Annotated in this window: 25 protein-coding genes and 1 tRNA gene; 10 read left to right on the top strand and 16 right to left on the bottom strand. The window is 54.2% G+C overall.

The genetic code is table 11. The features are described 5' to 3' along the window. Positions 1-43: 43 nt before the first annotated feature. Genes OGV94_RS01710 through yejF form a run of 4 tightly spaced genes read left to right on the top strand, consistent with a single transcriptional unit; the run spans position 44 to position 5,569 of the window. Positions 44-1,858: an extracellular solute-binding protein gene (locus tag OGV94_RS01710; protein ID WP_087052511.1), complete on the top strand. Its 1,815-nt coding sequence runs from the start codon at positions 44-46 to the stop codon at positions 1,856-1,858. After that, complete coding sequence (locus OGV94_RS01715) at positions 1,859-2,953, top strand: microcin C ABC transporter permease YejB (RefSeq protein ID WP_043016989.1); 1,095 nt, start codon at positions 1,859-1,861, stop codon at positions 2,951-2,953. Continuing rightward, entirely contained in the window at positions 2,953-3,978 is a 1,026-nt protein-coding gene (locus OGV94_RS01720) for an ABC transporter permease (RefSeq protein ID WP_043016990.1), read from the top strand. Before OGV94_RS01715 ends, OGV94_RS01720 begins: the two co-directional genes overlap by 1 nt. 1 nt (position 3,979) lies before the next feature. Continuing rightward, positions 3,980-5,569 carry a microcin C ABC transporter ATP-binding protein YejF gene (gene yejF, locus OGV94_RS01725; RefSeq protein ID WP_286522478.1) on the top strand — a complete coding sequence of 530 codons (1,590 nt, stop codon included), beginning with the start codon at positions 3,980-3,982 and terminating at the stop codon, positions 5,567-5,569. Between the two features lie 3 nt (positions 5,570-5,572). Here yejF and OGV94_RS01730 read toward each other — a convergent pair whose 3' ends face one another. The 3 genes from OGV94_RS01730 to rsuA all read right to left on the bottom strand — a co-directional run bounded on the left by OGV94_RS01730 (position 5,573) and on the right by rsuA (position 8,164). Then, positions 5,573-5,917, bottom strand: coding sequence for a YejG family protein (locus OGV94_RS01730; protein ID WP_029139605.1), 345 nt, complete (start codon positions 5,915-5,917; stop codon positions 5,573-5,575). Positions 5,918-6,250: 333 nt separating this feature from the next. Further along, entirely contained in the window at positions 6,251-7,441 is a 1,191-nt protein-coding gene (locus tag OGV94_RS01735; protein ID WP_043016992.1) for a Bcr/CflA family multidrug efflux MFS transporter, read from the bottom strand. A gap of 15 nt (positions 7,442-7,456) precedes the next feature. After that, positions 7,457-8,164 carry a 16S rRNA pseudouridine(516) synthase RsuA gene (gene rsuA / locus OGV94_RS01740; RefSeq protein ID WP_286522480.1) on the bottom strand — a complete coding sequence of 236 codons (708 nt, stop codon included), beginning with the start codon at positions 8,162-8,164 and terminating at the stop codon, positions 7,457-7,459. A 151-nt stretch (positions 8,165-8,315) separates the two neighbouring features. Here rsuA and radD point away from each other — a divergent pair, with 151 nt between their 5' ends. Together radD and rplY are read left to right on the top strand one after the other, a co-directional pair. Then, the gene (gene radD, locus OGV94_RS01745; protein WP_043017953.1) at positions 8,316-10,076 is read left to right on the top strand and encodes a DNA repair helicase RadD; all 1,761 of its coding nucleotides are present in this window, start codon (positions 8,316-8,318) and stop codon (positions 10,074-10,076) included. 124 nt (positions 10,077-10,200) lie between these two features. Next, complete coding sequence (gene rplY / locus OGV94_RS01750; protein WP_043016994.1) at positions 10,201-10,485, top strand: 50S ribosomal protein L25; 285 nt, start codon at positions 10,201-10,203, stop codon at positions 10,483-10,485. A 119-nt stretch (positions 10,486-10,604) separates the two neighbouring features. On the opposite strand, the gene yejK is transcribed toward rplY, so the two are convergent. Beyond that, complete coding sequence (gene yejK, locus OGV94_RS01755) at positions 10,605-11,612, bottom strand: nucleoid-associated protein YejK (protein ID WP_042307249.1); 1,008 nt, start codon at positions 11,610-11,612, stop codon at positions 10,605-10,607. 134 nt (positions 11,613-11,746) lie between these two features. On the opposite strand from yejK, the gene OGV94_RS01760 reads away from it, so the two are divergent. From OGV94_RS01760 to narP, 4 genes are all read left to right on the top strand, one after another. Further along, positions 11,747-11,974 carry a YejL family protein gene (locus tag OGV94_RS01760; RefSeq protein WP_003027506.1) on the top strand — a complete coding sequence of 76 codons (228 nt, stop codon included), beginning with the start codon at positions 11,747-11,749 and terminating at the stop codon, positions 11,972-11,974. A gap of 31 nt (positions 11,975-12,005) precedes the next feature. Next, positions 12,006-13,766: an LPS biosynthesis-modulating metalloenzyme YejM gene (gene yejM, locus OGV94_RS01765; RefSeq protein WP_043016996.1), complete on the top strand. Its 1,761-nt coding sequence runs from the start codon at positions 12,006-12,008 to the stop codon at positions 13,764-13,766. A gap of 74 nt (positions 13,767-13,840) precedes the next feature. Then, positions 13,841-13,917: transfer RNA gene (locus OGV94_RS01770), tRNA-Pro, on the top strand. Between the two features lie 207 nt (positions 13,918-14,124). After that, the gene (gene narP / locus OGV94_RS01775) at positions 14,125-14,772 is read left to right on the top strand and encodes a nitrate/nitrite response regulator protein NarP (RefSeq protein WP_016153764.1); all 648 of its coding nucleotides are present in this window, start codon (positions 14,125-14,127) and stop codon (positions 14,770-14,772) included. Positions 14,773-14,868: 96 nt separating this feature from the next. Here the strand turns inward: narP and OGV94_RS01780 are convergent, their stop codons facing one another. The 12 genes from OGV94_RS01780 to napG form a co-directional block, all read right to left on the bottom strand. Beyond that, positions 14,869-15,918: a cytochrome c-type biogenesis protein CcmH gene (locus tag OGV94_RS01780; protein WP_043016997.1), complete on the bottom strand. Its 1,050-nt coding sequence runs from the start codon at positions 15,916-15,918 to the stop codon at positions 14,869-14,871. Further along, positions 15,915-16,472: a thiol:disulfide interchange protein DsbE gene (dsbE, locus tag OGV94_RS01785; protein ID WP_080626298.1), complete on the bottom strand. Its 558-nt coding sequence runs from the start codon at positions 16,470-16,472 to the stop codon at positions 15,915-15,917. Before dsbE ends, OGV94_RS01780 begins: the two co-directional genes overlap by 4 nt. Next, complete coding sequence (locus OGV94_RS01790) at positions 16,469-18,424, bottom strand: heme lyase CcmF/NrfE family subunit (RefSeq protein WP_047409894.1); 1,956 nt, start codon at positions 18,422-18,424, stop codon at positions 16,469-16,471. The genes dsbE and OGV94_RS01790 overlap by 4 nt, the downstream gene beginning before the upstream one ends. After that, positions 18,421-18,900, bottom strand: coding sequence for a cytochrome c maturation protein CcmE (gene ccmE, locus OGV94_RS01795; RefSeq protein WP_080626297.1), 480 nt, complete (start codon positions 18,898-18,900; stop codon positions 18,421-18,423). The genes OGV94_RS01790 and ccmE overlap by 4 nt, the downstream gene beginning before the upstream one ends. Then, a complete protein-coding gene (ccmD, locus tag OGV94_RS01800; protein ID WP_016157004.1) occupies positions 18,897-19,109 on the bottom strand; it encodes a heme exporter protein CcmD in 213 nt (70 codons plus the stop codon). Before ccmD ends, ccmE begins: the two co-directional genes overlap by 4 nt. Next, a complete protein-coding gene (locus tag OGV94_RS01805; protein WP_043017001.1) occupies positions 19,106-19,843 on the bottom strand; it encodes a heme ABC transporter permease in 738 nt (245 codons plus the stop codon). The genes ccmD and OGV94_RS01805 overlap by 4 nt, the downstream gene beginning before the upstream one ends. A 75-nt stretch (positions 19,844-19,918) precedes the next feature. Then, entirely contained in the window at positions 19,919-20,578 is a 660-nt protein-coding gene (ccmB, locus tag OGV94_RS01810) for a heme exporter protein CcmB (protein WP_003027542.1), read from the bottom strand. Continuing rightward, positions 20,575-21,195 carry a cytochrome c biogenesis heme-transporting ATPase CcmA gene (gene ccmA, locus OGV94_RS01815; protein WP_043017002.1) on the bottom strand — a complete coding sequence of 207 codons (621 nt, stop codon included), beginning with the start codon at positions 21,193-21,195 and terminating at the stop codon, positions 20,575-20,577. The genes ccmB and ccmA overlap by 4 nt, the downstream gene beginning before the upstream one ends. 20 nt (positions 21,196-21,215) lie before the next feature. Further along, positions 21,216-21,818, bottom strand: coding sequence for a cytochrome c-type protein NapC (gene napC / locus OGV94_RS01820; RefSeq protein ID WP_006683729.1), 603 nt, complete (start codon positions 21,816-21,818; stop codon positions 21,216-21,218). A gap of 9 nt (positions 21,819-21,827) precedes the next feature. Then, on the bottom strand, positions 21,828-22,277 hold the full coding sequence (gene napB, locus OGV94_RS01825) for a nitrate reductase cytochrome c-type subunit (protein ID WP_016153772.1): 450 nt from the start codon (positions 22,275-22,277) through the stop codon (positions 21,828-21,830). Then, positions 22,274-23,137, bottom strand: coding sequence for a quinol dehydrogenase ferredoxin subunit NapH (napH, locus tag OGV94_RS01830; RefSeq protein WP_043017003.1), 864 nt, complete (start codon positions 23,135-23,137; stop codon positions 22,274-22,276). Before napH ends, napB begins: the two co-directional genes overlap by 4 nt. Then, the gene (gene napG / locus OGV94_RS01835) at positions 23,124-23,819 is read right to left on the bottom strand and encodes a ferredoxin-type protein NapG (RefSeq protein WP_043017004.1); all 696 of its coding nucleotides are present in this window, start codon (positions 23,817-23,819) and stop codon (positions 23,124-23,126) included. Before napG ends, napH begins: the two co-directional genes overlap by 14 nt. Positions 23,820-23,821 lie beyond the last annotated feature (2 nt).

A 23,821-nucleotide genomic window follows, 5' to 3' on the forward strand; every position in this document is an offset into this window, starting at 1 on the left:
ATGATGCCCGTCGGGTTGTAGCAGGAAAAGGAAATCGCTTTTAATGATCCCTCGCGTATTGCTTCTGTTCATCGCCCTCATCGGGTTTAGCGCCGAGGCGCAGTCCATCAAAGAAAGCTATGCTTTTGCCGTACTGGGCGAACCGAAGTACGCGTTTAACTTTAATCACTTTGATTACGTGAACCCTGCTGCCCCCAAAGGCGGGCAAATCACCCTCTCCGCCATCGGCACCTTCGATAACTTCAACCGCTATGCGATGCGCGGTAACCCCGGTGCACGTACCGAAACGCTTTACGACACGCTGTTTACCACCTCCGACGACGAACCTGGCAGCTACTATCCGCTCATCGCCGACAGCGCACGCTATGCTGACGACTATTCCTGGGTAGAAATCGCCATCAATCCGCGGGCGCGTTTTCACGATGGCTCCCCCATTACCGCCAGCGATGTCGCATTCACCTTCCACAAATTTATGACTGAAGGCGTGCCGCAGTTTCGTCTGGTCTATAAGGGAACAACGGTAAAAGCGATCGCGCCATTAACCGTACGCATTGAATTAGCCAAGCCGGGTAAAGAGGACATGCTCAGCCTGTTTTCATTACCCGTGATGCCAGAGAAGTACTGGAAAGATCATAAGCTCAGCGATCCCTTATCATCGCCTCCGCTCGCCAGCGGCCCTTATCGCATCGCGAAATGGAAGATGGGTCAGTATATAGTCTATTCACGCGTCAAAGATTATTGGGCCGCGAACCTGCCAGTTAACCGCGGGCGCTGGAACTTTGATACCATTCGCTACGACTACTATCTGGATGACAACGTCGCCTTTGAAGCGTTTAAGGCTGGGGCGTTTGACCTGCGTCTTGAAAACGATGCCAAAAACTGGGCAACGCGTTATACCGGGAAAAATTTCGCCAATCATTACATCATCAAAGATGAGCAAAAAAACGAATCCGCCCAGGATACCCGCTGGCTGGCATTTAATATTCAGCGACCGGTGTTCAGCGACCGGCGGGTGCGGGAAGCCATCACGCTGGCCTTTGATTTTGAATGGATGAATAAAGCGCTGTTCTATAACGCCTGGAGCCGGACCAACAGCTATTTTCAGAATACCGAATATGCCGCGACAAAATACCCCGATGCGGATGAACTGGTGATACTCGCGCCTTTGAAAAAAGATCTCCCCCCTGAGGTCTTTAGCCAAATATACCAGCCGCCAAAATCAAAAGGCGATGGCTACGATCGTGACAACCTGTTGAAAGCCGATACCTTACTGGAACAGGCCGGATGGGTCTTACAGGGACAGCAGCGCGTAAACAGCACCAGCGGTAAACCTCTGAGCTTTGAACTGTTGCTCCCGGCGGGCAGCAACAGTCAGTGGGTGCTGCCGTTCCAGCACAACCTGCAGCGCCTGGGCATTACAATGAATATCCGCCAGGTGGATAACTCACAAATAACAAACCGCCTGCGCAGTCGCGACTATGACATGATGCCAAGGTTGTATCGCGCAATGCCGTGGCCGAGCTCCGACCTGCAAATTCTTTGGGCCTCTGACTATATTGACTCCAGCTATAACGCTCCAGGAGTGCAAAGCCCGGTGATTGATAAACTGATCGGTCAGATCATCGCGGCACAAGGTGATAAAGCCAAGCTGATCCCGCTGGGCCGCGCACTGGACCGGGTATTAACCTGGAACTACTACATGTTGCCGATGTGGTTCATGGCAGAGGATCGCATTGCATGGTGGGATAAATTTTCGCATCCTGCTATTCGCCCAATTTATACTATTGGCCTCGACAACTGGTGGTATGACGTCAATAAAGCGGAGAAGCTGCCCGCAGCCAGGCGGCAGGGAGAATAAATGGGCGCTTATCTGATTCGACGTCTGCTGCTGGTGATCCCAACGCTTTGGGCCATCATCACCATCAACTTTTTTATCGTGCAAATCGCCCCCGGCGGCCCGGTTGAGCAGGCCGTCGCCGCTATTGAGTTCGGGCAAAGCGGGGCATTACCCGGCGCGGGCAGCGAAGGCGTTCGCGCCAGCCACGCGCAAACCGGCGTTGGAAACATCAGCGACAGTAATTATAGAGGCGGACGGGGTCTGGATCCGGAGGTTATCGCCGAAATCACTCGCCGCTACGGGTTCGATAAGCCTATTCATGAGCGTTATTTCAAAATGCTCTGGGACTATGTTCGTTTCGATTTCGGCGATAGCCTGTTTCGTAGCGCCTCAGTGCTGACGCTTATCAAAGACAGCCTGCCTGTTTCCGTTACGCTTGGGCTGTGGAGTACGCTCATCATTTATCTGGTGTCGATCCCGCTTGGGATCCGCAAAGCGGTACACAATGGCAGTCGATTTGATGTCTGGAGCAGCGCATTTATTATTATCGGCTATGCCATACCGGCCTTTCTGTTTGCCATTTTGCTGATTGTCTTTTTTGCCGGGGGAAGCTACTACGACCTGTTCCCGCTTCGCGGGCTGGTTTCCGCCAATTTTGACTCCCTGCCCTGGTATCAGAAAGTGACCGACTACCTTTGGCATATTACCCTACCGGTGCTGGCGACGGTGGTTGGCGGGTTTGCCGCGCTGACCATGTTGACCAAAAACTCATTTCTGGATGAGGTACGCAAGCAGTATGTCGTCACCGCGCGCGCCAAAGGTGTCAGCGAGAAAAATATTCTGTGGAAACATGTGTTTCGCAATGCCATGTTGCTGGTGATCGCTGGCTTTCCGGCGACGTTTATCAGCATGTTTTTTACCGGCTCACTGCTGATTGAAGTGATGTTCTCGCTTAACGGTCTGGGACTTCTGGGTTATGAATCCACCGTATCACGCGACTATCCGGTGATGTTCGGCACGCTCTATATTTTCACCCTGATCGGTCTGCTGCTGAATATCCTCAGCGACATCAGCTATACGCTGGTCGATCCCCGTATTGATTTTGAGGGACGCTAATGTCGCGATTAAGCCCCGTTAATCAGGCTCGCTGGGCGCGCTTTCGCCACAACCGTCGCGGCTACTGGTCGCTGTGGATTTTTCTGGTGCTGTTCGGCCTTAGCCTGTGTTCAGAACTGATTGCCAATGATAAGCCGCTGCTGGTGCGCTACGACAATAGCTGGTATTTCCCGCTGTTCAAAAACTACAGCGAAAGCGATTTCGGCGGACCGCTGGCGACCCAGGCTGATTATCAGGATCCGTGGCTACAGCAACGCCTGGAAAACCAGGGCTGGATCCTGTGGGCACCAATCCGCTTTGGGGCCACCAGCATTAACTTTGCCACCGATAAGCCCTTCCCTTCCCCGCCTTCGGCACAAAACTGGCTGGGCACAGACGCCAATGGCGGTGACGTGCTGGCGCGGATCCTCTACGGCACACGTATTTCTGTCCTGTTTGGATTAATGCTAACCCTGTGCTCCAGCGTGATGGGGATCATGGCTGGCGCAATCCAGGGCTACTATGGCGGCAAGGTGGATCTGTGGGGGCAACGATTCATTGAAGTTTGGTCAGGAATGCCAACGCTGTTTCTGATCATTCTGCTGTCGAGCGTGGTCCAGCCTAACTTCTGGTGGCTGCTGGGCATTACCGTGCTGTTTGGCTGGATGAGCCTGGTTGGCGTGGTGCGCGCGGAGTTTTTACGTACCCGAAACTTTGATTACATTCGTGCCGCTCAGGCGCTTGGCGTAAGCGATAGCAGTATTATTCTGCGTCATATGCTACCCAACGCGATGGTCGCCGCCCTGACATTTTTACCGTTTATATTATGCGCCTCGATAACCACCCTGACCTCGCTGGATTTTCTTGGGTTCGGTTTACCGCTTGGCTCGCCATCGCTCGGAGAACTCCTGTTGCAGGGTAAAAACAACCTGCAGGCACCGTGGCTTGGGATTACCGCGTTCATCTCCGTCGCTCTGCTATTATCGCTACTGATCTTCATCGGTGAAGCAGTACGCGACGCGTTCGATCCCAATAAGGCGATTTAAGATGACACAACCGCTGTTAGCTATTGAGAATTTATCGGTAGGTTTTCGCCAACAAGAGACCGTGCGCACCGTCGTCAACGCCCTCTCACTGCGAGTTGATGCCGGGCAAACTCTGGCGCTGGTGGGTGAATCTGGCTCGGGTAAAAGCGTGACCGCGCTTTCTATTTTACGGTTATTACCCTCCCCTCCGGTAGTCTACCTTTCCGGCGACATTCGTTTTCATGGTGAATCATTACTTCACGCCAACGAGCAGACGCTTCGCGGCGTACGGGGGAATAAAATCGCCATGATTTTCCAGGAGCCGATGGTGTCACTGAACCCGCTCCACAACCTGGAAAAACAGCTTTATGAAGTGCTGTCGCTGCATCGGGGGATGCGTCGCGAGGCTGCACGGGCCGAGATTCTGACCTGTCTGGATCGCGTTGGCATCCGTCAGGCGGCCAAACGTCTTGCAGACTACCCGCACCAGCTGTCCGGCGGTGAACGCCAGCGTGTGATGATCGCCATGGCGCTGCTAACACGACCGGAGCTGCTTATTGCCGATGAACCGACCACCGCGCTGGACGTTTCGGTACAGGCGCAGATCCTGCAGTTGCTGCGAGAGTTGCAGCGTGAGCTGAACATGGGATTACTGTTCATCACCCACAACCTGAGCATTGTGAAAAAGCTGGCCGATACCGTTGCGGTCATGCAAAACGGCCAGTGCGTTGAGCAAAATCGAGCAGCACAGCTGTTGGCTGCGCCAACGCATCCCTACACGCAGAAATTGTTAAACAGCGAGCCTTCCGGCGATCCGGTGCCTGTACCTGCTGGGCAAGCTCCGCTGCTGGAAGTCGAGAAACTGCGCGTCGCCTTTCCCATCCGCAAAGGTATTCTGAAGCGCGTGGTGGACCATAACGTCGTCGTTAATAACGTCAGTTTTTCCCTCCGGCCCGGTGAAACGCTGGGGCTGGTTGGGGAATCTGGATCGGGGAAAAGTACTACCGGACTGGCGCTGCTGAGACTTATCACCTCACATGGTAGCATTGTGTTCGATGGTCTGGCGCTACATACGTTAAATCGTCGCCAGCTGTTGCCGGTCCGTCACCGCATTCAGGTGGTTTTTCAGGATCCCAATTCCTCGCTGAACCCGCGCCTGAGCGTGCTACAGATTATTGAGGAGGGGTTACGCGTTCATCAGCCAACCCTGTCAGCCGAACAGCGCGAAGCGCAGGTGAAAGCGGTAATGGCGGAAGTGGGTCTGGATAGCGAAACGCGGCATCGTTATCCGGCGGAGTTTTCCGGCGGCCAACGTCAACGTATAGCCATTGCCAGAGCGTTGATTCTCAAGCCTTCCCTGATCATTCTGGATGAACCAACATCGTCGCTCGACAGAACCGTACAGGCGCAAATCCTGACGTTGTTAAAGTCGTTACAGGAAAAGCATCGCCTGGCTTATATCTTTATCAGCCATGATTTGCACGTAGTACGCGCGTTATGCCATCAGGTTATTGTACTAAGGCAGGGAGAGGTCGTGGAACAAGGACAATGCGAGCACGTATTTAACGCGCCACAACAGGCATATACGCGTCAGCTGCTTGCGCTAAGCTGACGCTCAAAACGGATTGTTATTTGAAAACGGCTCTGCGATAGCCACGCCGAAATTTTTCAGCCTGCAGGTCGCGGCAAATTCATCCTGACGATTCACAAACAGGCACGGCTCTCCTTCGCATTCCAGTACAGAACAAGGTACCTCAATGTCGCTGAGGGCCTGGCTGAGTTTATGCATGACTGACCACGCGCTGTCACCATCAGGGCTAAGCAATTTGAGCGCCACCAGGCTGTTCTCATTGCTCTGACCGTTTTGCGGAATCGGTTCAACTTTTGAACCTGCGAAACCCACCGACCAACGATAGCACTGCGGCAGACGATGAACGATTGAGAGTTGTAATGTCATCACTTTCTTTCCCTGGAAGTACAATTACTTCACAATTATTTTACATCAATATTAACACATCATTGACAATACGTCTTTAAACAGTTGGTAAACGTTTACACCCTGTCGTTATGCCGTTTTCCGAACCCACTATTTAAATTTATTCAACGGTTCTGGCATATTTCCGCGCTATATGTACTCGTTTCTGCGATCTAACTCAACCTTTTTAACTACAATGATGTGACTTTTTACATAAATTGATTTTACATAAAATAAACATAAGCAGGGGAAATGATAGATTTGCGGTTGATGTACATCAACTCTGGAGGCCTTATGCCCCCCAGGTTGTGTAATAGATCACCGTTTTTTGGCGCGACTGGCGTAGAGATAGAAGAGAATTGAACTGGTAGCGCAAAACGCTATCGACCATATCATTGGCCAGGCCGAGTTAAAGGTTGCCAGAGATAACAGCGCCCCAACGATGGCGCCAATGCCGAAGCGGAATGTCCCAGCCAACGATGACGCCGTTCCCGCCATATGCGGAAATTCATCCAGAATAACCGCCATGGCGTTGGATGACACCATCGACACACAGCCAACGAACGCCGCAACACCCACCACCAGCGCCCAGAAACCAACCCCGAACAGTGCGCTAAAGACCATCCAGCCCGCCATCACGAACTGGATCCACAGGCCGGTACGGAACATATTCAATGCGCCAACCCGACGAACAAAGCGGCTGTTGATGATGGTCATCACGAACAGGAAAACAATATTCAGCGCGAAGTAATAACCGAAATGCTGCGGCGAAACGTGGTTGATCTCAATATAGACAAAAGGTCCCGCGCTCAGGAACGAGAACATCCCGGCAAAGCTGAACCCACTGGCCAGCATATAGCTCAGTACGCGTTTATGGCGAAACAGCGAGGCAAAATTGCCAAGAGTAGTACGCAGGCGAAACGGCTGACGACGCTCTACCGGTAAGGTCTCTTTAATCAGCGTAAAGATCATCACCGATGCCAGAATAGCCGCCACGGCGAGGATCCAAAAGATGTAGTGCCAGCTCAGCCATACCAGCACCCAACCGCCTACGATGGGCGCTAACAGCGGCGCAATTGTCGTGACCAGCATGACAAATGACATCATGCGTGAAAACTCTTCCTTCGGATAGATATCGCGCATCAGGGCGTTGATAACCACGCTCGCCGCCGCAGCCGCCAGACCATGGAAGAAACGCATGACGATCAGTTGATCGATAGTTTGCGCCAGCGCACAGGCAACTGCCGCCGCCGCAAATACCAGCGTCCCGCCCAGAATAACCGGCTTGCGCCCAATGCTGTCAGCCATTGGACCATACAGCAACTGCCCCACCGCGAACCCAAGAATATAGGTGCTGAGGGTCATCTGCGCGCTACCTGCAGGCACACCAAACTGTTCAGAGATAACAGGCAGCGCCGGAAGATACATATCAATCGACAACGGCATCAGCATGGCTAATAAGCCAAGGATAAAGACAATGGCAATTGACGAGTTCTGCCGGGTGGTCACATTTAGCTCCTGAAATTAACGCGGGGTTAAGTTAACGCTGGCGATTTCTTCTTCAGTCAACGGACGGTATTGACCCGGCTCCAGATCATCATCAAGCCTGATGTCACCAATCCGTTCACGGTGCAGTTCCACAACGTGGTTACCCACGGCGGCAAACATACGTTTAACCTGATGATAGCGCCCTTCACTGATGGTCAATCGCACCTGAGTTGGCGTAATGACTTCCAGCACGGCCGGTTTGGTCAGGTCTTTTTCGTTATGCAACTGTACGCCACGGGCAAACTGTTCGGCGGTATCGTCTGCCACTGGCGACTCCAGCGTCACCAGATAGGTTTTCTCACAATGGTGACGTGGCGACGTGATGCGATGCGACCACTGTCCGTCATCGGTCATCAGCACCAGTCCGGTAGTGTCGATATCCAGACGCCCTGCCGCATGCAGTTTGTAGGCAACCGGTTCATCAAGGAAATAGAGGACCGTCGGGTGATCGGGGTCATCCGTTGAGCAAACATAACCCTGAGGCTTATTCAGCATAAAATAGCGCGGGCCATTTTGCTGAGCCAGGGAATTACCGTCATATTCTACGTCGTGTTCTGGCAGCAGCTTAAAAGCGCTATTTCTGACGATTTCACCGTCTACGGTAACGTGGTTAGCACGGATCTCACGCCCGGCAATAGCGCGGCTGACGCCGAGTTGCTGAGCGATAAATTTATCAAGTCGCATGAGTGTGATTTTTGCCTGTAAAAATACGAGAAGCGGGTTTGCGCCCGACAAGTTGGACTATTATCCGCCCAGTATAGCGGCGTTACACCATCCCTCAAGGGAAATGATTCATGGCATACTATACATTGTTGCTGTTTACCTTAATGAGCCCATGATTTTTACTCTTCGCCCGTACCAAAAAGAAGCCGTGGATGCCACGCTCAACTATTTTCGCCACCATCGCACGCCGGCGGTTATCGTCCTGCCAACCGGCGCGGGCAAAAGTCTGGTGATTGCCGAACTGGCCCGCGTGGCGCGTGGCCGCGTACTGGTACTGGCGCACGTCAAAGAGTTGGTTGCACAAAACCACGCCAAATATTGCGCACTGGGGCTGGAAGCCGATATTTTTGCCGCAGGCCTGAAGCGTAAAGAGAGCCACGGGAAAGTGGTGTTTGGCAGCGTACAGTCGGTGGCGCGTAATCTGGACGCCTTTCAGGGAGAGTTCTCGCTGCTTATCGTCGATGAATGCCATCGCATTGGCGATGATGAAGAGAGTCAGTATCAGCAAATCCTCACTCACCTGACTAAAGTAAATCCCCACTTACGCCTGCTCGGGCTTACCGCCACGCCTTTTCGTTTGGGTAAAGGCTGGATTTATCATTTTCATTATCACGGTATGGTGCGCGGCGATGAAAAAGCGCTGTTTCGCGACTGCATTTATGAATTACCGCTGCGTTACATGATTAAACACGGCTACCTGACGCCGCCAGAACGCCTCGACATGCCGGTAGTACAATATGACTTCAGCCGCCTGCAGGCGCAGAGTAACGGCCTGTTTAGCGAAGCGGACCTGAATCAGGAATTGAAAAAACAGCAGCGAATAACGCCGCATATCATCAGCCAGATTGTCGAGTTTGCCCAGACGCGCAAAGGGGTGATGATTTTCGCCGCCACCGTTGAGCATGCTAAAGAGATTCTGGGCCTGCTGCCCGCTGACGACGCCGCGCTAATCACCGGAGATACGCCAGGCGCTGAGCGCGACGTGCTGATTGAAGAGTTCAAAGCTCAGCGCTTTCGCTATCTGGTTAATGTGTCGGTCCTGACCACCGGCTTCGATGCCCCGCACGTCGACCTTATCGCTATTCTGCGCCCAACAGAGTCAGTTAGCCTTTACCAACAAATTGTCGGTCGTGGGCTGCGCCTTGCACCGGGTAAAACCGACTGTCTGATCCTCGATTACGCCGGCAACCCACACGATCTGTACGCGCCGGAAGTGGGAGCGCCGAAAGGAAAAAGCGACAACGTTCCGGTACAGGTATTCTGTCCTGCCTGCGGGTTTGCAAACACCTTCTGGGGCAAAACAACGGCTGACGGCACGCTGATTGAACATTTTGGCCGCCGCTGCCAGGGATGGTTTGAAGATGATGACGGCCATCGCGAACAGTGTGATTTTCGTTTCCGTTTTAAAAACTGCCCACAGTGCAATGCGGAAAATGATATCGCCGCCCGCCGTTGTCGGGAGTGCGACACGGTGCTGGTCGACCCGGATGACATGCTGAAAGCCGCGCTCAGACTCAAAGATGCGCTGGTTCTGCGCTGTAGCGGTATGGTGTTACAAAATGGCCTGGATGAAAAAGGCGAATGGCTGAAAATCACCTATTACGATGAGGATGGCGCCGACGTCAGCGAACGCTTTCGCCTGCACACTCCCGCGCAGCGAACGGCCTTCGAACAACTGTTTATTCGCCCGCACACCCGAACGCCTGGCATTCCCTTACGCTGGATAACCGCCGCCGATATCCTCGCCCAGCAGGCGCTGTTACGTCATCCTGATTTCGTGGTGGCGCGTATGAAAGGTCAGTACTGGCAGGTGCGTGAAAAGGTCTTCGATTATGAAGGTCGCTTTCGCCGGGCACATGAATTACGCGGTTAATCGTACTTTTGATTGATGTACCAGCCGTTTGAGTATAGAATCTCGCCCGCTTTTGCATACGCAAAGCAGATCACTTACCTGTTGCTGGGTCGCCTGTAGCAGGAATTATTAAAGAGAGATTTAAATGTTTACTATCAACGCTGAAGTACGTAAAGAGCAGGGTAAGGGTGCGAGCCGCCGCCTGCGTGCCGCTAACAAGTTCCCGGCAATCATCTACGGTGGCGCAGAAGCCCCGATTGCTATCGAACTGGATCACGATGCAGTTATGAACATGCAAGCTAAAGCTGAATTCTACAGCGAAGTTCTGACCATCGTTGTTGACGGTAAAGAAGTTAAAGTTAAAGCTCAGGCTGTACAGCGTCACCCGTTCAAGCCGAAGCTGACTCACATCGACTTCGTTCGCGCGTAATCGCCTGGAAGTTGAAGAAGAACCCCGCCTCGGCGGGGTTTTTTTATGGGATTTTGCTGGCGGTAAAGGTGTATCTCGCAGGCCGGAAAGGCGTTAACTCGCCCATCCGGCAAACGGCTTTATTTCCCGCCAGACGTGCGACGCTGGAGCTGATCGCGCAGGTTCGGCGGCGTACCTTTGATGGTCAAGGTGTCCGTCGCCGGATCCCAGAAAATACGTTCGCCCAGTAACATGGCGTCGAAGTTAATGGTTAACCCACCGCCGCTGCCGGCAAATTTGGTTAACTGACGCAACGTGCTGCGATCCGCCGGGAAGCTCTCTTCCAGCTCGTAGCCTTTATCAGCGGTAAATTCGCTGAAGCTGACTTCACTGACGCCGGAAAGCTCTTTGGACAGTGATTCCAGCTCAATCTCTTCACCAGCCTGCAACTGCTCGTTGCAGTAGCTGTACACCTGCTGACGCACGTTCTGGCGTTCGGCTTTGTCGAGTTGCGCCTCATTGGTAAAGTCATCGACCGCCTGCAGCAGCCCACGGTTTTGCGCTTTGGCATTAAGACCTTCGCTGGCACCGAGGAAGTCCATAAAGAAATCGGCGACTTTGCGCCCTACCCGCCCTTTCAGGAACGTCAGATAGCGCGTGGACTCCGGGTTGGTTTCCCACTCGGTTAAATCAATACGCGCCACGATGTCCGCATGATTGATATCCAGATAGTGAGTCGGGTTGATATCCAGATTTTCATTGACGCGCATGCTGCTTAAATTGTTCAGCACGGCAACCAGCAGATACTCTACCGCCAGATAGCGGTAATGGCAGAACAGAACAATACCGCCGTCGGCAAAAGGATATTTCGCCAGTTCGTCCCGCAAACGCCCTGTCGCTGCACGACTAAAGGCCAAAAAATCCTCTTCACCCTGACGCTGTAAACGCAGCGTTTGCGCCAGTTCACTCTCTTCGCTAAACAGGCCATAAGCTTTATTCTTGGCGCTATATACCCGATGCAGCTCAGCCATCATATCGACAACGGTCGCTGTCGGTTCCAGTAATGAATCGCGCAAGACCAGCTCAAGGTTCTGCTCGTCGCGTTTGATAAGCTGGTGCAGGGCAATCTGGTTGATATCCAGACTCATGATAAACTCTCCTTTTAGACCGGGCGGTATTCAACCACCTGCCGGGCAGTGACGCAATAGAAGATAAAAAAGCAGAAAAAAAACTGTCCGTACGGTAATATGTTGCCCTTTCATGAACAGACTGATTTCGATTTATGCCACAAATTTCCCGCTATAGTGACGAACACGTTGAACAACTGCTGAATGAGATGCTCAACGTACTGGAAAAACATAAGGCGCCGACCGACCTTTCCCTGATGGTACTGGGAAATATGGTGACTAACCTTATCAATACAAGCATCGCACCGGCCCAGCGCCAGGCGATTGCCAACTCTTTTGCCCGCGCATTGCAGTCTTCGGTAAACGACGACCAAGCGCATTAAGAGCCTGCTCCGGGGAAACGAACAACAGTTTATGGTAACTCATCGTCAGCGCTACCGTGAGAAAGTCTCCCAGATGGTTAGCTGGGGGCACTGGTTTGCCTTGTTCAACATTCTGTTGGCCATGGTGCTCGGTAGCCGTTACCTGTTTGTCGCCGACTGGCCGACAACCCTTGCAGGTCGTGTATATTCCTATCTGAGCGTTGTCGGGCATTTTAGCTTTCTGGTGTTCGCCACCTATCTGCTGATCCTGTTTCCCCTGACGTTTATCGTCATGTCCCAGAGACTGATGCGATTCTTATCAGCTATTCTGGCGACGGCAGGCATGACGCTGTTGCTCATCGACAGCGAAGTTTTCACCCGCTTCCACCTGCACCTCAATCCGATTGTCTGGGAACTGGTCATCAACCCTGACCAGAACGAAGCGGCGCGTGACTGGCAGCTGATGTTTATCAGCGTGCCGGTTATCCTGTTAATTGAAATGCTGTTTGCGACCTGGAGCTGGCAAAAGCTGCGCAGCCTGACGCGTCGTCGACATTTTGCTAAACCGTTAGCCGCATTCTTCTTCGTTTCCTTTATCGCCTCGCACGTGGTGTATATCTGGGCAGATGCCAATTTCTATCGCCCGATTACTATGCAGCGCGCGAACCTGCCGCTCTCCTACCCGATGACGGCACGTAAGTTCCTGGAAAAACATGGCCTGCTGGACGCGCAAGAGTATCAGCGTCGCCTGATCGAACAGGGCAATCCGGAAGCGGTTTCCGTGCAATACCCGCTTAGCGAACTGCGCTATCGTGATATGGGCACTGGTCAGAACGTCCTGCTGATCACCGTCGACGGCCTGAACTACTCACGCTTTGAAAAGCAGATGCCTGCGCTGGCTGAATTCGCCGGGCAAAATATCTCCTTTACGCGTCACATGAGTTCCGGCAACACCACGGATAACGGGATCTTCGGCCTGTTCTACGGTGTCTCACCAAGCTACATGGACGGCATTTTGTCGACCCGAACGCCTGCGGCGCTGATTTCTGCACTGAATCAGCAGGGTTATCAGTTAGGGCTGTTCTCCTCGGATGGCTTTACCAGCCCGCTTTATCGCCAGGCGCTGCTGTCAGATTTCTCCATGCCGAGCGTGCAAACACAATCTGATGAACAAACTGCAAGCCAGTGGATTAATTGGCTGGGACGCTACGCGCAGGAAGATAACCGCTGGTTCTCGTGGGTCTCCTTTAACGGCACGAACCTTGATGACAGCAACCAGAAGAACTTTGCCAGACGCTATGCCAACGCCGCTCAGGATGTGGATGCCAACATCAACCGCGTGCTTAGCGCCCTGCGAGACTCCGGCAAACTGAACAACACGGTGGTGATTATTACCGCAGGCCGCGGTGTGCCGCTGACGCAGGAAGAGAACAATTTTGCCTGGTCACGCGGTCATCTGCAGGTGCCTCTGGTTATTCACTGGCCGGGAACGCCTGCCCAGCGCATCAATAGCCTGACCGATCATACAGACCTGATGACAACGCTTATGCAGCGCCTGTTGCACGTCAGCACGCCAGCTAACGAGTACTCGCAGGGGCAGGATCTGTTCAATGCAACCCGCCGTCATTACTGGGTTACCGCCGCCGACGGCAGCACGATGGCCGTTACCACGCCAGAAATGACGCTGGTGCTGAATAACAACGGTAATTATCAAACCTATGATTTACGCGGCGAGAAAATAAAAGATCAGAAACCACAGCTAAGCCTGCTGCTACAGGTTCTGACGGACGAGAAACGATTTATCGCTAACTGATTAATTATAAATCAGTTAGCGAAGCATCCTCTTGCATTCGCAGCGGAAAGCAGTAGTATTAGCAGCCATAGCGTCGGCACGTAGCGCAGCCTGGTAGCGCACCGTCATGGGGTGTCGGGGGTCGGAGGTTCAAATCCTCTCGTGCCGACCAAAAATCCCGGAAAAACCAACCCTTGTGGTTGGTTTTTTTATGTCTGCGATTCCGTCTTCCTGAGTATTACCACTACCTTCAGCACAGGTTTTACTACTTACCCATGCACAAATTGGGGTAAAATTTATCCTCTCATCAGCGTGATGAATCTGGACGATTGATGCGCTGAAAACAATAATGATACTAATAAAAACTCAGGAGAATAGTATGCCTGAAGCAACGCCTTTTCGGGTGCTGATTGTTGACGACCACCCACTAATGCGGCGAGGAATTAGTCAATTATTGCAACTGGATCCCGCATTTAACGTAGTCGCGGAAGCGGGTGATGGCGCCAGCGCTATCGATCTGGCAAACCGCCTGGACCTTGATGTGATCCTGTTAGATCTCAATATGAAAGGGATGAGCGGACTGGATACCCTGAATGCGCTGCGCCGGGATGGCGTCACCGCGCAGATTATTATTCTTACCGTTTCGGATGCCGCCAGCGATGTGTACGCCCTAATTGATGCCGGCGCAGATGGTTATTTGCTTAAAGACAGCGATCCTGAAGTCCTGCTGGAGGCCATTCGCAGCGGAGCCAAAGGCGGTAAAGCTTTTAGCACACGCGTCAGTGAATATCTGCGCGAACGCGACCTGTTCGGCGCTCAAGAAGATCCGTTCAGCATTCTCACCGAACGTGAACTGGATGTGTTGCATGAACTGGCTCAGGGGCTGTCGAATAAACAGATTGCGTCAGTGCTGAATATTTCCGAACAGACGGTGAAGGTGCATATTCGCAACCTGCTGCGCAAACTGAACGTGCGCTCTCGCGTTGCTGCCACCATCCTGTTTTTGCAAACGCGCGGCATGCAGTAATCAATGAGATGCCGGATGGCGACGCAGCAGCGTCTTATCCGGCCTACAAAGCCCGCACAGGCCCGAAAGCAACACGCCTTCGGGCAATCTGGACTCTTACTTCTCCTGCGGCGTTAGCTGCTCCATCGCCTGCTTAATACTGCGTTCTATTACCGCCCGACGGGTATCGTTGGCGGGTAATAATTTCAGCATCATCTCCCACGCCGCAACCGCCTCGCCGAAGCGCTGCTGTTCAAAAGCGTTAAACGCGTACATGCTGAGAACCCGCACGTTAGCATGCTCGCCACGCACCAGTTGACGTAACAGCTCCCCTCCCCGACGGTTATCATCAGGATCGGATGAACGGGTCAGCGCTTCCGCGTAGCCCAGCGCCGCATCGCTATTTTTAGGATCCAGTCGATAGGCATTGGCATAGGCTTCAGTGGCTGTACTGGCGTTACCGAGTACCATGCCAATACGCCCAAGCATGATCCAGCCTTCAACATTTGCGGGATCGGCTTGTAAACGCGTGCGCAGTCCCAGCGCCAGACGTGTCATATCCTCTTCATTGAGCGGGTCAGCTTTCGGATCCAACGCGCGTTCCAGCAGGGCCGGAGCCTGAGCGGTGGCCTGCTGCCAGACCTGAACCTGCTTATAGCTGCCGATTTCATAATAGCTCACTGCGCCAACCACCAGCGCTACCACGATACCAGGCACAAACAGCCCAAATCCACCGCGCTTGCCTTCCGGAATAACGTCGTCAGGAAACGCTTCCTGTTTCACCCGGACACGTCGGCGAGTACGGGCGAAAATAATCCAGCCGCCCAGACCAATCGCTACCACCGGCATCACCCACAGCAGCACGGTAAGCGGTGTTAAGGGTGGATCGTAAGTGACGAAGTTGCCGTAGCGCGCCACCATATAATCAACAATTTCTTTCTGACTTTTCCCTTCCTGCATCAGTTCATACACTTTCTGGCGCAGGTCAGTGGCAATCATCGAGTTAGAATCGGCGATACTGTTGTTCTGGCATTTAGGACAGCGCAATTGTTCGGTAAGCTGACGGAACTGCTGCTCCTGCGCTTCATCCTTAAACTGCATCACGTCGATAGTCGCAAGCGCAGATCCCGAGATAACCAGCATCAGCAGGCCCAGTAAAAATCTCATTGCTTAGCCTCCTTACTGTACTTATCCCACAACGGTTTGATCTCGCTCTCCCACACCCGGGCATTCAGATCACCGGCATGGCGATAGCGAATAATGCCTTTGCCGTCGATCAGAAACGTCTCCGGCGCGCCGTACACGCCCAGATCCAAACCGAGCATACCGTCGCCGTCAAACAGACTTAATGCGTATGGATTGCCCAGCTCTTTCAGCCAGACAATAGCTTTCTGACGATCGTCTTTATAGTTCAGGCCCACTACCCGCACACCTTGCGCAGACAGCTGATTCAGATACTGATGCTCGGCGCGACAGGTCGGGCACCACGTCGCCCAGACGTTCAGCAATACTGGCTTGCCCTGCGTCAGCACATCGGCCTGATAGTGCTGACCCGGATTTTCCAGCGACTCCAGGCGGAATGTCGGAACAGGTTTGCCGATCAGCGCCGATTCCAGATTCGTGGGATCGTCCCCCTGAGCGTTACGCGCTAACTGCCACAGCAACGCCGCTGCAATAATGAGAAAAATAATAAACGGAATTAACAGTGCGTTGCGCTTCATACAGCCTCCGACGCATTTTTTTGCACCGCAGCGCGAGGACGTGTGCGCTGGCGATAGCGTGGATCAAACAGGCAGAACAACCCGCCCAGCGCCATCAGCAATCCTCCGGCCCAAATCCAGCGAATAAACGGTTTGTAGTACAGACGCACAGCCCATGCGCCGTTATCCAGTTCTTCCCCCAGCGCAGCGTACAGATCGCGTGTGAATCCGCCGTCAATTGCTGCTTCGGTCATCATCGAGCTGGTGCTGTTATAGAAGCGTTTTTCCGCATGCAGCGTGGCTTCCGGTTTGCCATCACGGGTAACGCCGATAATGGCAACGCCACCCCGGTAGTTTGGTCCGGTAATGTCTTTCACTTCGCGGAAAGTAAACTGATAGTCATGGATACTGACGCTATCACCTGCTTTCATGCGCACATCGCGTTCTACGCTGTAGTTCTGGCTAAAGGCGATACCGACAATGGTAACCGCCAGCCCAACGTGACCCGATACCATGCCCCAGTAGCTGGCCGTCAGTTTTGTCCCGCGGGAAACACGCAGGTACGCTTCGGACATCGCCAGCACGAATATCCAGCACGCCATCGCCAGCCCCACCACCGTCATAGCGGCAATGCGATCTTCAAATAGCCACGGCAGCAGCAGCGACAGAACAAGCGTGGTGACAAACGCGATAATCAGTAACGTCTTCAGTTTACGCGGTCGGTCCCGGCCCCAGCGCACTAATGGCCCAATCCCCAGCAGCAGTGCGAACGGCGCCATCAGCCAGGTGAACATAGTATTGAAGAACGGTTCGCCAATCGAAATGCTGCCCAGCCCCAACTGTTTGTGCACCAGTGGCAACAGCGTGCCCAATAGCACGACCAGCATGGCGGCAATCAGCAGGACGTTGTTGCCCAGTAGTAGCGATTCACGCGACCACAGCGCGTTGTTTACCCGTGAGCGAACCTTGTGACCGCGCACCGCAAACAGCAGCAGGGAACCGCCAATGACCAGCACCATAAAGGCCAGAATAAACATTCCGCGCGACGGATCGGAGGCGAAAGCATGCACCGACACCAGCACGCCGGAACGCACCAGGAAAGTACCTAACAGGCACAGCGAGAACGCACAGATTGACAGCAGCAGCGTCCAGGCTTTAAAACTGGCGCGCTGTTCAGTTACCGACAACGAGTGCATCAGCGCCGTCCCCACCAGCCATGGCATAAATGAGGCGTTCTCAACCGGATCCCAGAACCACCAGCCGCCCCAGCCCAGCTCGTAATAGGCCCAGGCCGAACCGAGCACAATGCCCAGCGTCAGAAACACCCAAGCCGCCAGCGTCCATGGACGAGAAAAACGGGCGAAGGTACTGTCCAGTCGTCCGCTCATCAGCGCGGCAATCGCAAACGCAAAGGCTACAGAGAAACCGACATACCCCATGTACAGCAACGGCGGATGGAAAATCAGCCCCGGATCCTGCAATAGCGGGTTCAGATCGCGCCCTTCAATAGGGAAGTCAGGTAACGTGCGCGCAAACGGGTTAGAGGTAAACAGAATAAACAGCAGGAAGCCAACGCTCACCATCCCCATCACCGCCAGTACGCGGGCGACGATATCCAGCGGCATACGCTGACTGAACGCCGCAACGGCGAACGTCCAGCCGCTCATCAGCAGCACCCATAGCAGCAGTGAACCTTCATGCGCGCCCCACGTCGCCGCCACCCGATACCAGACCGGAAGCTGGGTATTGGAGTTACTGGCTACATAGGTGACGGTAAAGTCATTAACCACGAAAGCGTTGACCAGAATCAGGAACGCCCCCATCACGCAGATAAACAGAATCCAGGCAAAGGGCCGCGCGGAGGCCATCATCCGCACATCACCGCGCGCTACGCCCCACAGCGGATAGACCGACAGCAGTAATGCAACGCCAAGCGCAAGGCACAACAGCGCATTGCCAATTTCAGGCATCATGACGTTTTATCCTTATACACGCTTTCCGGACGACGGTGGTTTTCCTGCATCGCCTTTTCGACTTCCGGCGGAGTGTAATTTTCATCATGTTTGGCGAGCACTTCTTTGGCCTGCACATGATTTCCATTGTCCAGCTCGCCCTGAACGACGACGCCCTGCCCTTCGCGGAACAGATCCGGCAGAATGCCTTCATAAGTTACATCCACCACACCTTCGGCGTCGTAGATGCTGAAATTCACCTTCAACGACTGCGGATCGCGCTTCACGCTACCGGGCATGACCATGCCCCCCACGCGCAGGCGCTGACCGACTTCGGGCATCTGCTGCGTCTCGCGCTTACCGTAGAGTATCTCTCCCGGCGTATAAAATAGATCGATATTGGAACGCAGCGCGTAGAGCACCAGCGTAATGGTCAAAGCCAGACCCGCCAGGACCGCGCAGGCAATCCATAGCCGATTTTTACGTCGAATATTCACGCCGCCTCCCGTTGCACTTGCGCCGCACGCATGCGCGCTTCTCTCGCCCGCTGCTGCGCCACACCGCGTAAGATTGCGCGATGCTGTAACGCAGAATGCAGCACCAGCGCCACCAGTGGGATAACGCTCATGGCTACAGCCAGCCAGACATACAAGGCGTAACCGCCCATCGCGAAAAAATCACTCCATGATGCAAATGCAGGGGTCATTGGCGGCCTCTTTTTAAGATCAGTTCGCTCACCCACGGGCGGCGTTTTTCCATCATCAAAATCAGGTTACGCATGCGCATTAGCGCCAGCGTGACAAACAGTAACAGGTAGCCGACGATCGCCAGACGCAGCGGCGCGCGCATTGCCGGATCGATACTCTGCTGCATACGGGTTGACCCCTGATGCAGCGTATTCCACCACTCGACCGAGTAATGAATGATCGGTAAGTTGACCACGCCAATCAGCACCAGAATACCGGCAGCGCGACCTGCCAGACGACGGTCGTCAAAGGCATGCCACAGCGCAATGGCGCCAACGTAGAGAAACAGCAGCACCAGTTCCGAGGTGAGTCGGGCATCCCAAACCCACCAGGTTCCCCACATCGGTTTGCCCCATGCGGACCCCGTAACCAGCGCAATAAAGGTAAACACTGCACCAATCGGCGCCATCGCAGCCAGCGCCAGATTAGCCATTTTCATCTGCCAGACCAGGCCGATAAACGCGGCAACGGCCATCGAGGCGTAAATACCCATCGACCAAATCGCCGCCGGAACGTGCAGATAAATAATGCGATAGCTTTGCCCCTGCTGATAATCCGCCGGCGCGAAGCCAAAGCCCCAGATCCATCCTGTTATCAGTACCACCGCGCTGGCAATTGCCAGCCACGGGATAAACCAGCCACAGATCTGATAGAGCCGAGGAGGCATCGCCAATTGATGAAGTGTTTTCCACATAGTTCAGTCACCAGACTCCATAAATTAATATCCGTTTTGCCGGAGCGCCTTGCCCGGCCTGCACATCTAACTGCACTACTGCACGCTTATCCGTAACGCCGCGGCTGTGGCAAACGGGCTTAACGTAGCGCTGCCTACCAGCAACGCGCCCAGAATCGCCATGTACCCTTCGACCGGTAGGTGCATGGAAGCCGCATCCATCGCGGCGGTCGCAAAAATCAGTAAGGGTATGGTAAGCGGGAGTACCAACACGCTTAACAGCACGCCGCCGCGCTTTAAGCCCACCGTCAACCCCACACCCGGCGCGCCGAGAAAGCCCAGCGTCGGTGTTCCGAGTAACAAGGTCAGCGCCATAATTTTCCAGCCGTACATATCCATGCCCAGCAGCAGCGCCACCAGCGGCGAGAGGATTAACAGCGGCAGGCCGGTCACGACCCAGTGCGCCATCACTTTCGCCAGCACCACGGCCGGTAGCGGCAGCGGCAGCAGCATCAGTTGCTCAAGGCTGCCGTCCTGTAGATCATCACGAAACAGGCGTTCCAGCGCCAGCAACGACGCCAGCAGCGCCGCAACCCAGATGATGCCCGGCGCAATACGTGCCAGTAGCTGCGGCTCCGGCCCAATGCTCAGTGGGAACAGTGTGATAACAATCAGGAAGAACCATAAAGGATTAGCGATTTCCGCACTATGACGAAACGCAACTCGCAGTTCTAAACGGAAGATTCGCCACATCATTGCGTTGCCCTCTCGCTGGTCAGCGCAATACGTCGCACTTTATCGGTCTCGACATTGAGCGGTTGATGAGTGGTGAGAATAACAATACCGCCCTGCTCAGTATGCTGCGCCATACGCTGAGTCAGTCGCTCAACGCCGTTCACATCAATGGCGGTAAAAGGTTCATCGAGGATCCACAGCCGGGCGCGGGTCAGCCACAAACGAGCCAGCGCCACGCGCCGCTGTTGCCCGGCGGAAAGTTGGTTCACCGGGATATCTTCATATCCGGCAAGTCCCGCCTGCGCCAGCGCAGCCAGGCACTGTGCGATGTCGCCATCATGGTGGAAGAAACGCAGGTTCTCCAACGCCGAAAGCCGGGTTTTTATCCCCGGCTGATGTCCGATCCACAGCAATTGCTGATGGTAGCTGTCCCGTACGTGATGCAGCGGTTGCTCTTGCCAGCAAACCTCCCCTGCATCGGGACGCGCCAGCCCGGTAAGCAACCGCAGCAGAGTGGTTTTTCCTGCGCCGTTGCTGCCGGTAATTTGTACCCATTCCCCTGCGTTAACGCGAAATGACAAATCGCTGAACAGTATTCTGTCATCCCGCTCGCAAAGTAATTCTCTGGCTTCAAGCATACCTGGTTATCTACATCCTGTTAAAAGCCCGGTTTGACTTCGCGCATATCAGGCAGTTTGTGCGCTATCCCTTTATGACAGTCAATACAGGTTTGCCCGTCTTTCACGGCCTGGTCGTGCATTTTGGCCGCAACGCCTTTCTGGGCGGTTAAATCCATAAACTCGAAGTTGTGACAATTGCGACACTCTTGCGAATTATTATCTTTCATACGCCGCCACTCATTTTGCGCCATCGTCAGACGATGGTCTTCAAATTTTTGCGGTGTATCTATTAACCCCAGTGCTTTCGCGTACAGCTCTTTACTGGCCTTGATCTTACGGATCATTTTCGGAGCCCACTCATGTGGGACGTGGCAATCAGGGCAAGTTGCTCGCACACCACTGCGGTTGTTGTAGTGTACGGTTTCCATGTATTCCTGGTATACCGTATTGCGCATTTCGTGACAGCTAATGCAGAACTCTTCTGTATTGGCCTTTTCCATACCGGTATTAAAGCCGCCCCAGAAAATAATGCCGCCCACAAAGCCGATTAACAACAGCGTGCCGAGCGCCAGACGGCTGGGGCGACGCCACCATTGCCAGACGCGCTTAATCCAGCCTGGTTTACGGTTAGAATTTTCCATAATGACCTCTTATTTCCCGTAACCTTTCGAGGGGGTGAAGGTATTTTCAACAATCGGCGCGGCGTCAGCCTGCGGAACGTGACATTGCAGGCAGAAATAACGACGCGGCGCGACTTCAGCCAATACCTTGCCGTCGCTATCCATAAAGTGCGTCGGACTAATGCGCGGCGCACCGGTGGTGCGATAGCTTTCCACACCGTGGCATTGCAGGCAGCGGTTAGTGTTCGTCGTCACCTGATACCCTTCAACGCTGTGCGGAACCATCGGCGGCTGATTCACATAGTTCAGCGGCATACGCACTTGCTCTTTCGGCATGCGAATCGCCCCTTCCTGTGTCCCTGAGACTTCCGGTGACTGGCTCAGATCCACTCCGTTTGCAGCCCAAACGGCCCCACTGACTACCAGGGCCAGCGCAGCCGTCCATTGACTCAGCGCTTTAATCAGGTCATGGCTTTTCATGATTTCGCTCCCGAACTCCATCGTGTTGTTATTGTAAAAACATCCTCAGAACAGACATCCACGCAGCGACCGCAGGCCATGCAATCGCGGCTGGTTACCTGCACCGGACTTTGCTCATCCAGCACCGGCGCACGTAGCACATGCGGTTCCGGGCAAACATGAAAACAATCCATACAGCGGTTACATCTGTTACGTTCTTTTGCCGAAACGGTTAATGCACCCTTACTCCCCACCACGCTATACAGCGCACCCAGTGGGCAAAGATGCCCGCACCAGCCATGCTCAACGACCAGTAGATCAAATAAAAACAGCGCGAGGATCAGCAGCGCTCCGCTGCCAAATCCCATTACCAGGCTACGTCCGAGCAGCGAGACTGGATTTATCCACTCCCACAGCAGCGTACCGGTCAGCGCAGAACCGACCAGGATAACCACCAGCAGGACGTACCGTATATGGCGCGGCAGGGTTGCGGACTGATTCAGGTCAAACCTTCTGCGCAACCAGCTGGCTAAATCGGTGACCGGGTTCATGGGACAAACCCAACTGCAAAACAGTCGCTTACCGGCCAGGGCATACAGCACCGTGATGATGGCCGCCCCCGTGATTGCCACCGTCGCCGGCAGGTGTCCGCTGGCCAGGCTTTGCAGGGTAATCAGCGGATCGGTGAACGGAATGGCGTCCAGCAACAAACTACTGCTGTAGTTACCATGCAGGATCCACACGCCAAGCCACGGGCCGCTCAGGAACATCGCCAGTATCAGAAACTGACTCAGACGACGCAGTAGCAGCCAGCGATGGCTCTTCCACCATCCTTTTTTTGCCTGCGCCTCACGCCCGGCATCACGTTTACGATTTGCCATTGTTCCCCTCCAGCCAACCGAAGCGGTAATGGTGTCCTAACTCCCCTTTCGCCAGCGACAGCGGCAGCACTTTTATTGCCGGCTGTTCCAGTACGCAGACTTTTTCGCATTTCCCACAGCCGGTACAGGCATCGCTGTGTACGGTTGGAATAAACCGCGCATGCTTGCCGGTACGCATGTTGCGGTCCAGCTCCAGGGTGATCGCCTCATCAATTTTCGGACACTCGCGATAGCAAACATCGCAGCGCAACCCTTGATAGTTGAGGCAGTTTTCGTGATCCAGCAGCACCGCCAGTCCCATACGCGAGTCGTCGATGGATTCAATTTCCCTGTCCAACGCGCCGCTGGGGCAGACTTTGGCGCACGGAATGTCCTCACACATTTCGCAGGGAATATCGCGGGCGACAAAATACGGCGTACCGGCTGCCAGCCCGGAGGCAAGCGTCGCCAGTTTCAGCGTGTCATATGGACATGCCTGAACGCACTGACCGCAGCGCACGCAGGCGCTGGCGAATGCTTCCTCGCTCAGTGCGCCTGGCGGACGCAACCGCACGCCGCTTGCACGAGCGGTTTGTTGTTGCAACCCCAGCGCCACGCCAACGACGGCCAGCCCGCCCGCTGCACGAACCATGTCGCGCAGAAAGCGGCGGCGGCCATTTTGGGGTTTTGCTGACCGGGACATAA

This window comes from Citrobacter sp. Ce006, assembly GCF_030336535.1.
GTDB classification, from domain to species: Bacteria; Pseudomonadota; Gammaproteobacteria; order Enterobacterales; family Enterobacteriaceae; genus Citrobacter; species Citrobacter europaeus.

What these genes read in the sequence shown, in the direction of transcription:
- yejM (WP_043016996.1), top strand. Translation starts at nt 12,006, where the DNA reads ATGGTAACTCATCGTCAGCGCTACCGTGAGAAAGTCTCCCAGATGGTT.
- rsuA (WP_286522480.1), bottom strand. Translation starts at nt 8,164, where the DNA reads ATGCGACTTGATAAATTTATCGCTCAGCAACTCGGCGTCAGCCGCGCT.
- napB (WP_016153772.1), bottom strand. Translation starts at nt 22,277, where the DNA reads ATGAAAAGCCATGACCTGATTAAAGCGCTGAGTCAATGGACGGCTGCG.
- yejF (WP_286522478.1), top strand. Translation starts at nt 3,980, where the DNA reads ATGACACAACCGCTGTTAGCTATTGAGAATTTATCGGTAGGTTTTCGC.
- napH (WP_043017003.1), bottom strand. Translation starts at nt 23,137, where the DNA reads ATGGCAAATCGTAAACGTGATGCCGGGCGTGAGGCGCAGGCAAAAAAA.
- OGV94_RS01720 (WP_043016990.1), top strand. Translation starts at nt 2,953, where the DNA reads ATGTCGCGATTAAGCCCCGTTAATCAGGCTCGCTGGGCGCGCTTTCGC.
- ccmB (WP_003027542.1), bottom strand. Translation starts at nt 20,578, where the DNA reads ATGATGTGGCGAATCTTCCGTTTAGAACTGCGAGTTGCGTTTCGTCAT.
- ccmD (WP_016157004.1), bottom strand. Translation starts at nt 19,109, where the DNA reads ATGACCCCTGCATTTGCATCATGGAGTGATTTTTTCGCGATGGGCGGT.
- OGV94_RS01710 (WP_087052511.1), top strand. Translation starts at nt 44, where the DNA reads ATGATCCCTCGCGTATTGCTTCTGTTCATCGCCCTCATCGGGTTTAGC.
- rplY (WP_043016994.1), top strand. Translation starts at nt 10,201, where the DNA reads ATGTTTACTATCAACGCTGAAGTACGTAAAGAGCAGGGTAAGGGTGCG.
- radD (WP_043017953.1), top strand. Translation starts at nt 8,316, where the DNA reads ATGATTTTTACTCTTCGCCCGTACCAAAAAGAAGCCGTGGATGCCACG.
- yejK (WP_042307249.1), bottom strand. Translation starts at nt 11,612, where the DNA reads ATGAGTCTGGATATCAACCAGATTGCCCTGCACCAGCTTATCAAACGC.
- ccmA (WP_043017002.1), bottom strand. Translation starts at nt 21,195, where the DNA reads ATGCTTGAAGCCAGAGAATTACTTTGCGAGCGGGATGACAGAATACTG.
- OGV94_RS01715 (WP_043016989.1), top strand. Translation starts at nt 1,859, where the DNA reads ATGGGCGCTTATCTGATTCGACGTCTGCTGCTGGTGATCCCAACGCTT.
- OGV94_RS01805 (WP_043017001.1), bottom strand. Translation starts at nt 19,843, where the DNA reads ATGTGGAAAACACTTCATCAATTGGCGATGCCTCCTCGGCTCTATCAG.
- napG (WP_043017004.1), bottom strand. Translation starts at nt 23,819, where the DNA reads ATGTCCCGGTCAGCAAAACCCCAAAATGGCCGCCGCCGCTTTCTGCGC.
- OGV94_RS01760 (WP_003027506.1), top strand. Translation starts at nt 11,747, where the DNA reads ATGCCACAAATTTCCCGCTATAGTGACGAACACGTTGAACAACTGCTG.
- narP (WP_016153764.1), top strand. Translation starts at nt 14,125, where the DNA reads ATGCCTGAAGCAACGCCTTTTCGGGTGCTGATTGTTGACGACCACCCA.
- OGV94_RS01780 (WP_043016997.1), bottom strand. Translation starts at nt 15,918, where the DNA reads ATGAGATTTTTACTGGGCCTGCTGATGCTGGTTATCTCGGGATCTGCG.
- dsbE (WP_080626298.1), bottom strand. Translation starts at nt 16,472, where the DNA reads ATGAAGCGCAACGCACTGTTAATTCCGTTTATTATTTTTCTCATTATT.
- napC (WP_006683729.1), bottom strand. Translation starts at nt 21,818, where the DNA reads ATGGAAAATTCTAACCGTAAACCAGGCTGGATTAAGCGCGTCTGGCAA.
- OGV94_RS01790 (WP_047409894.1), bottom strand. Translation starts at nt 18,424, where the DNA reads ATGATGCCTGAAATTGGCAATGCGCTGTTGTGCCTTGCGCTTGGCGTT.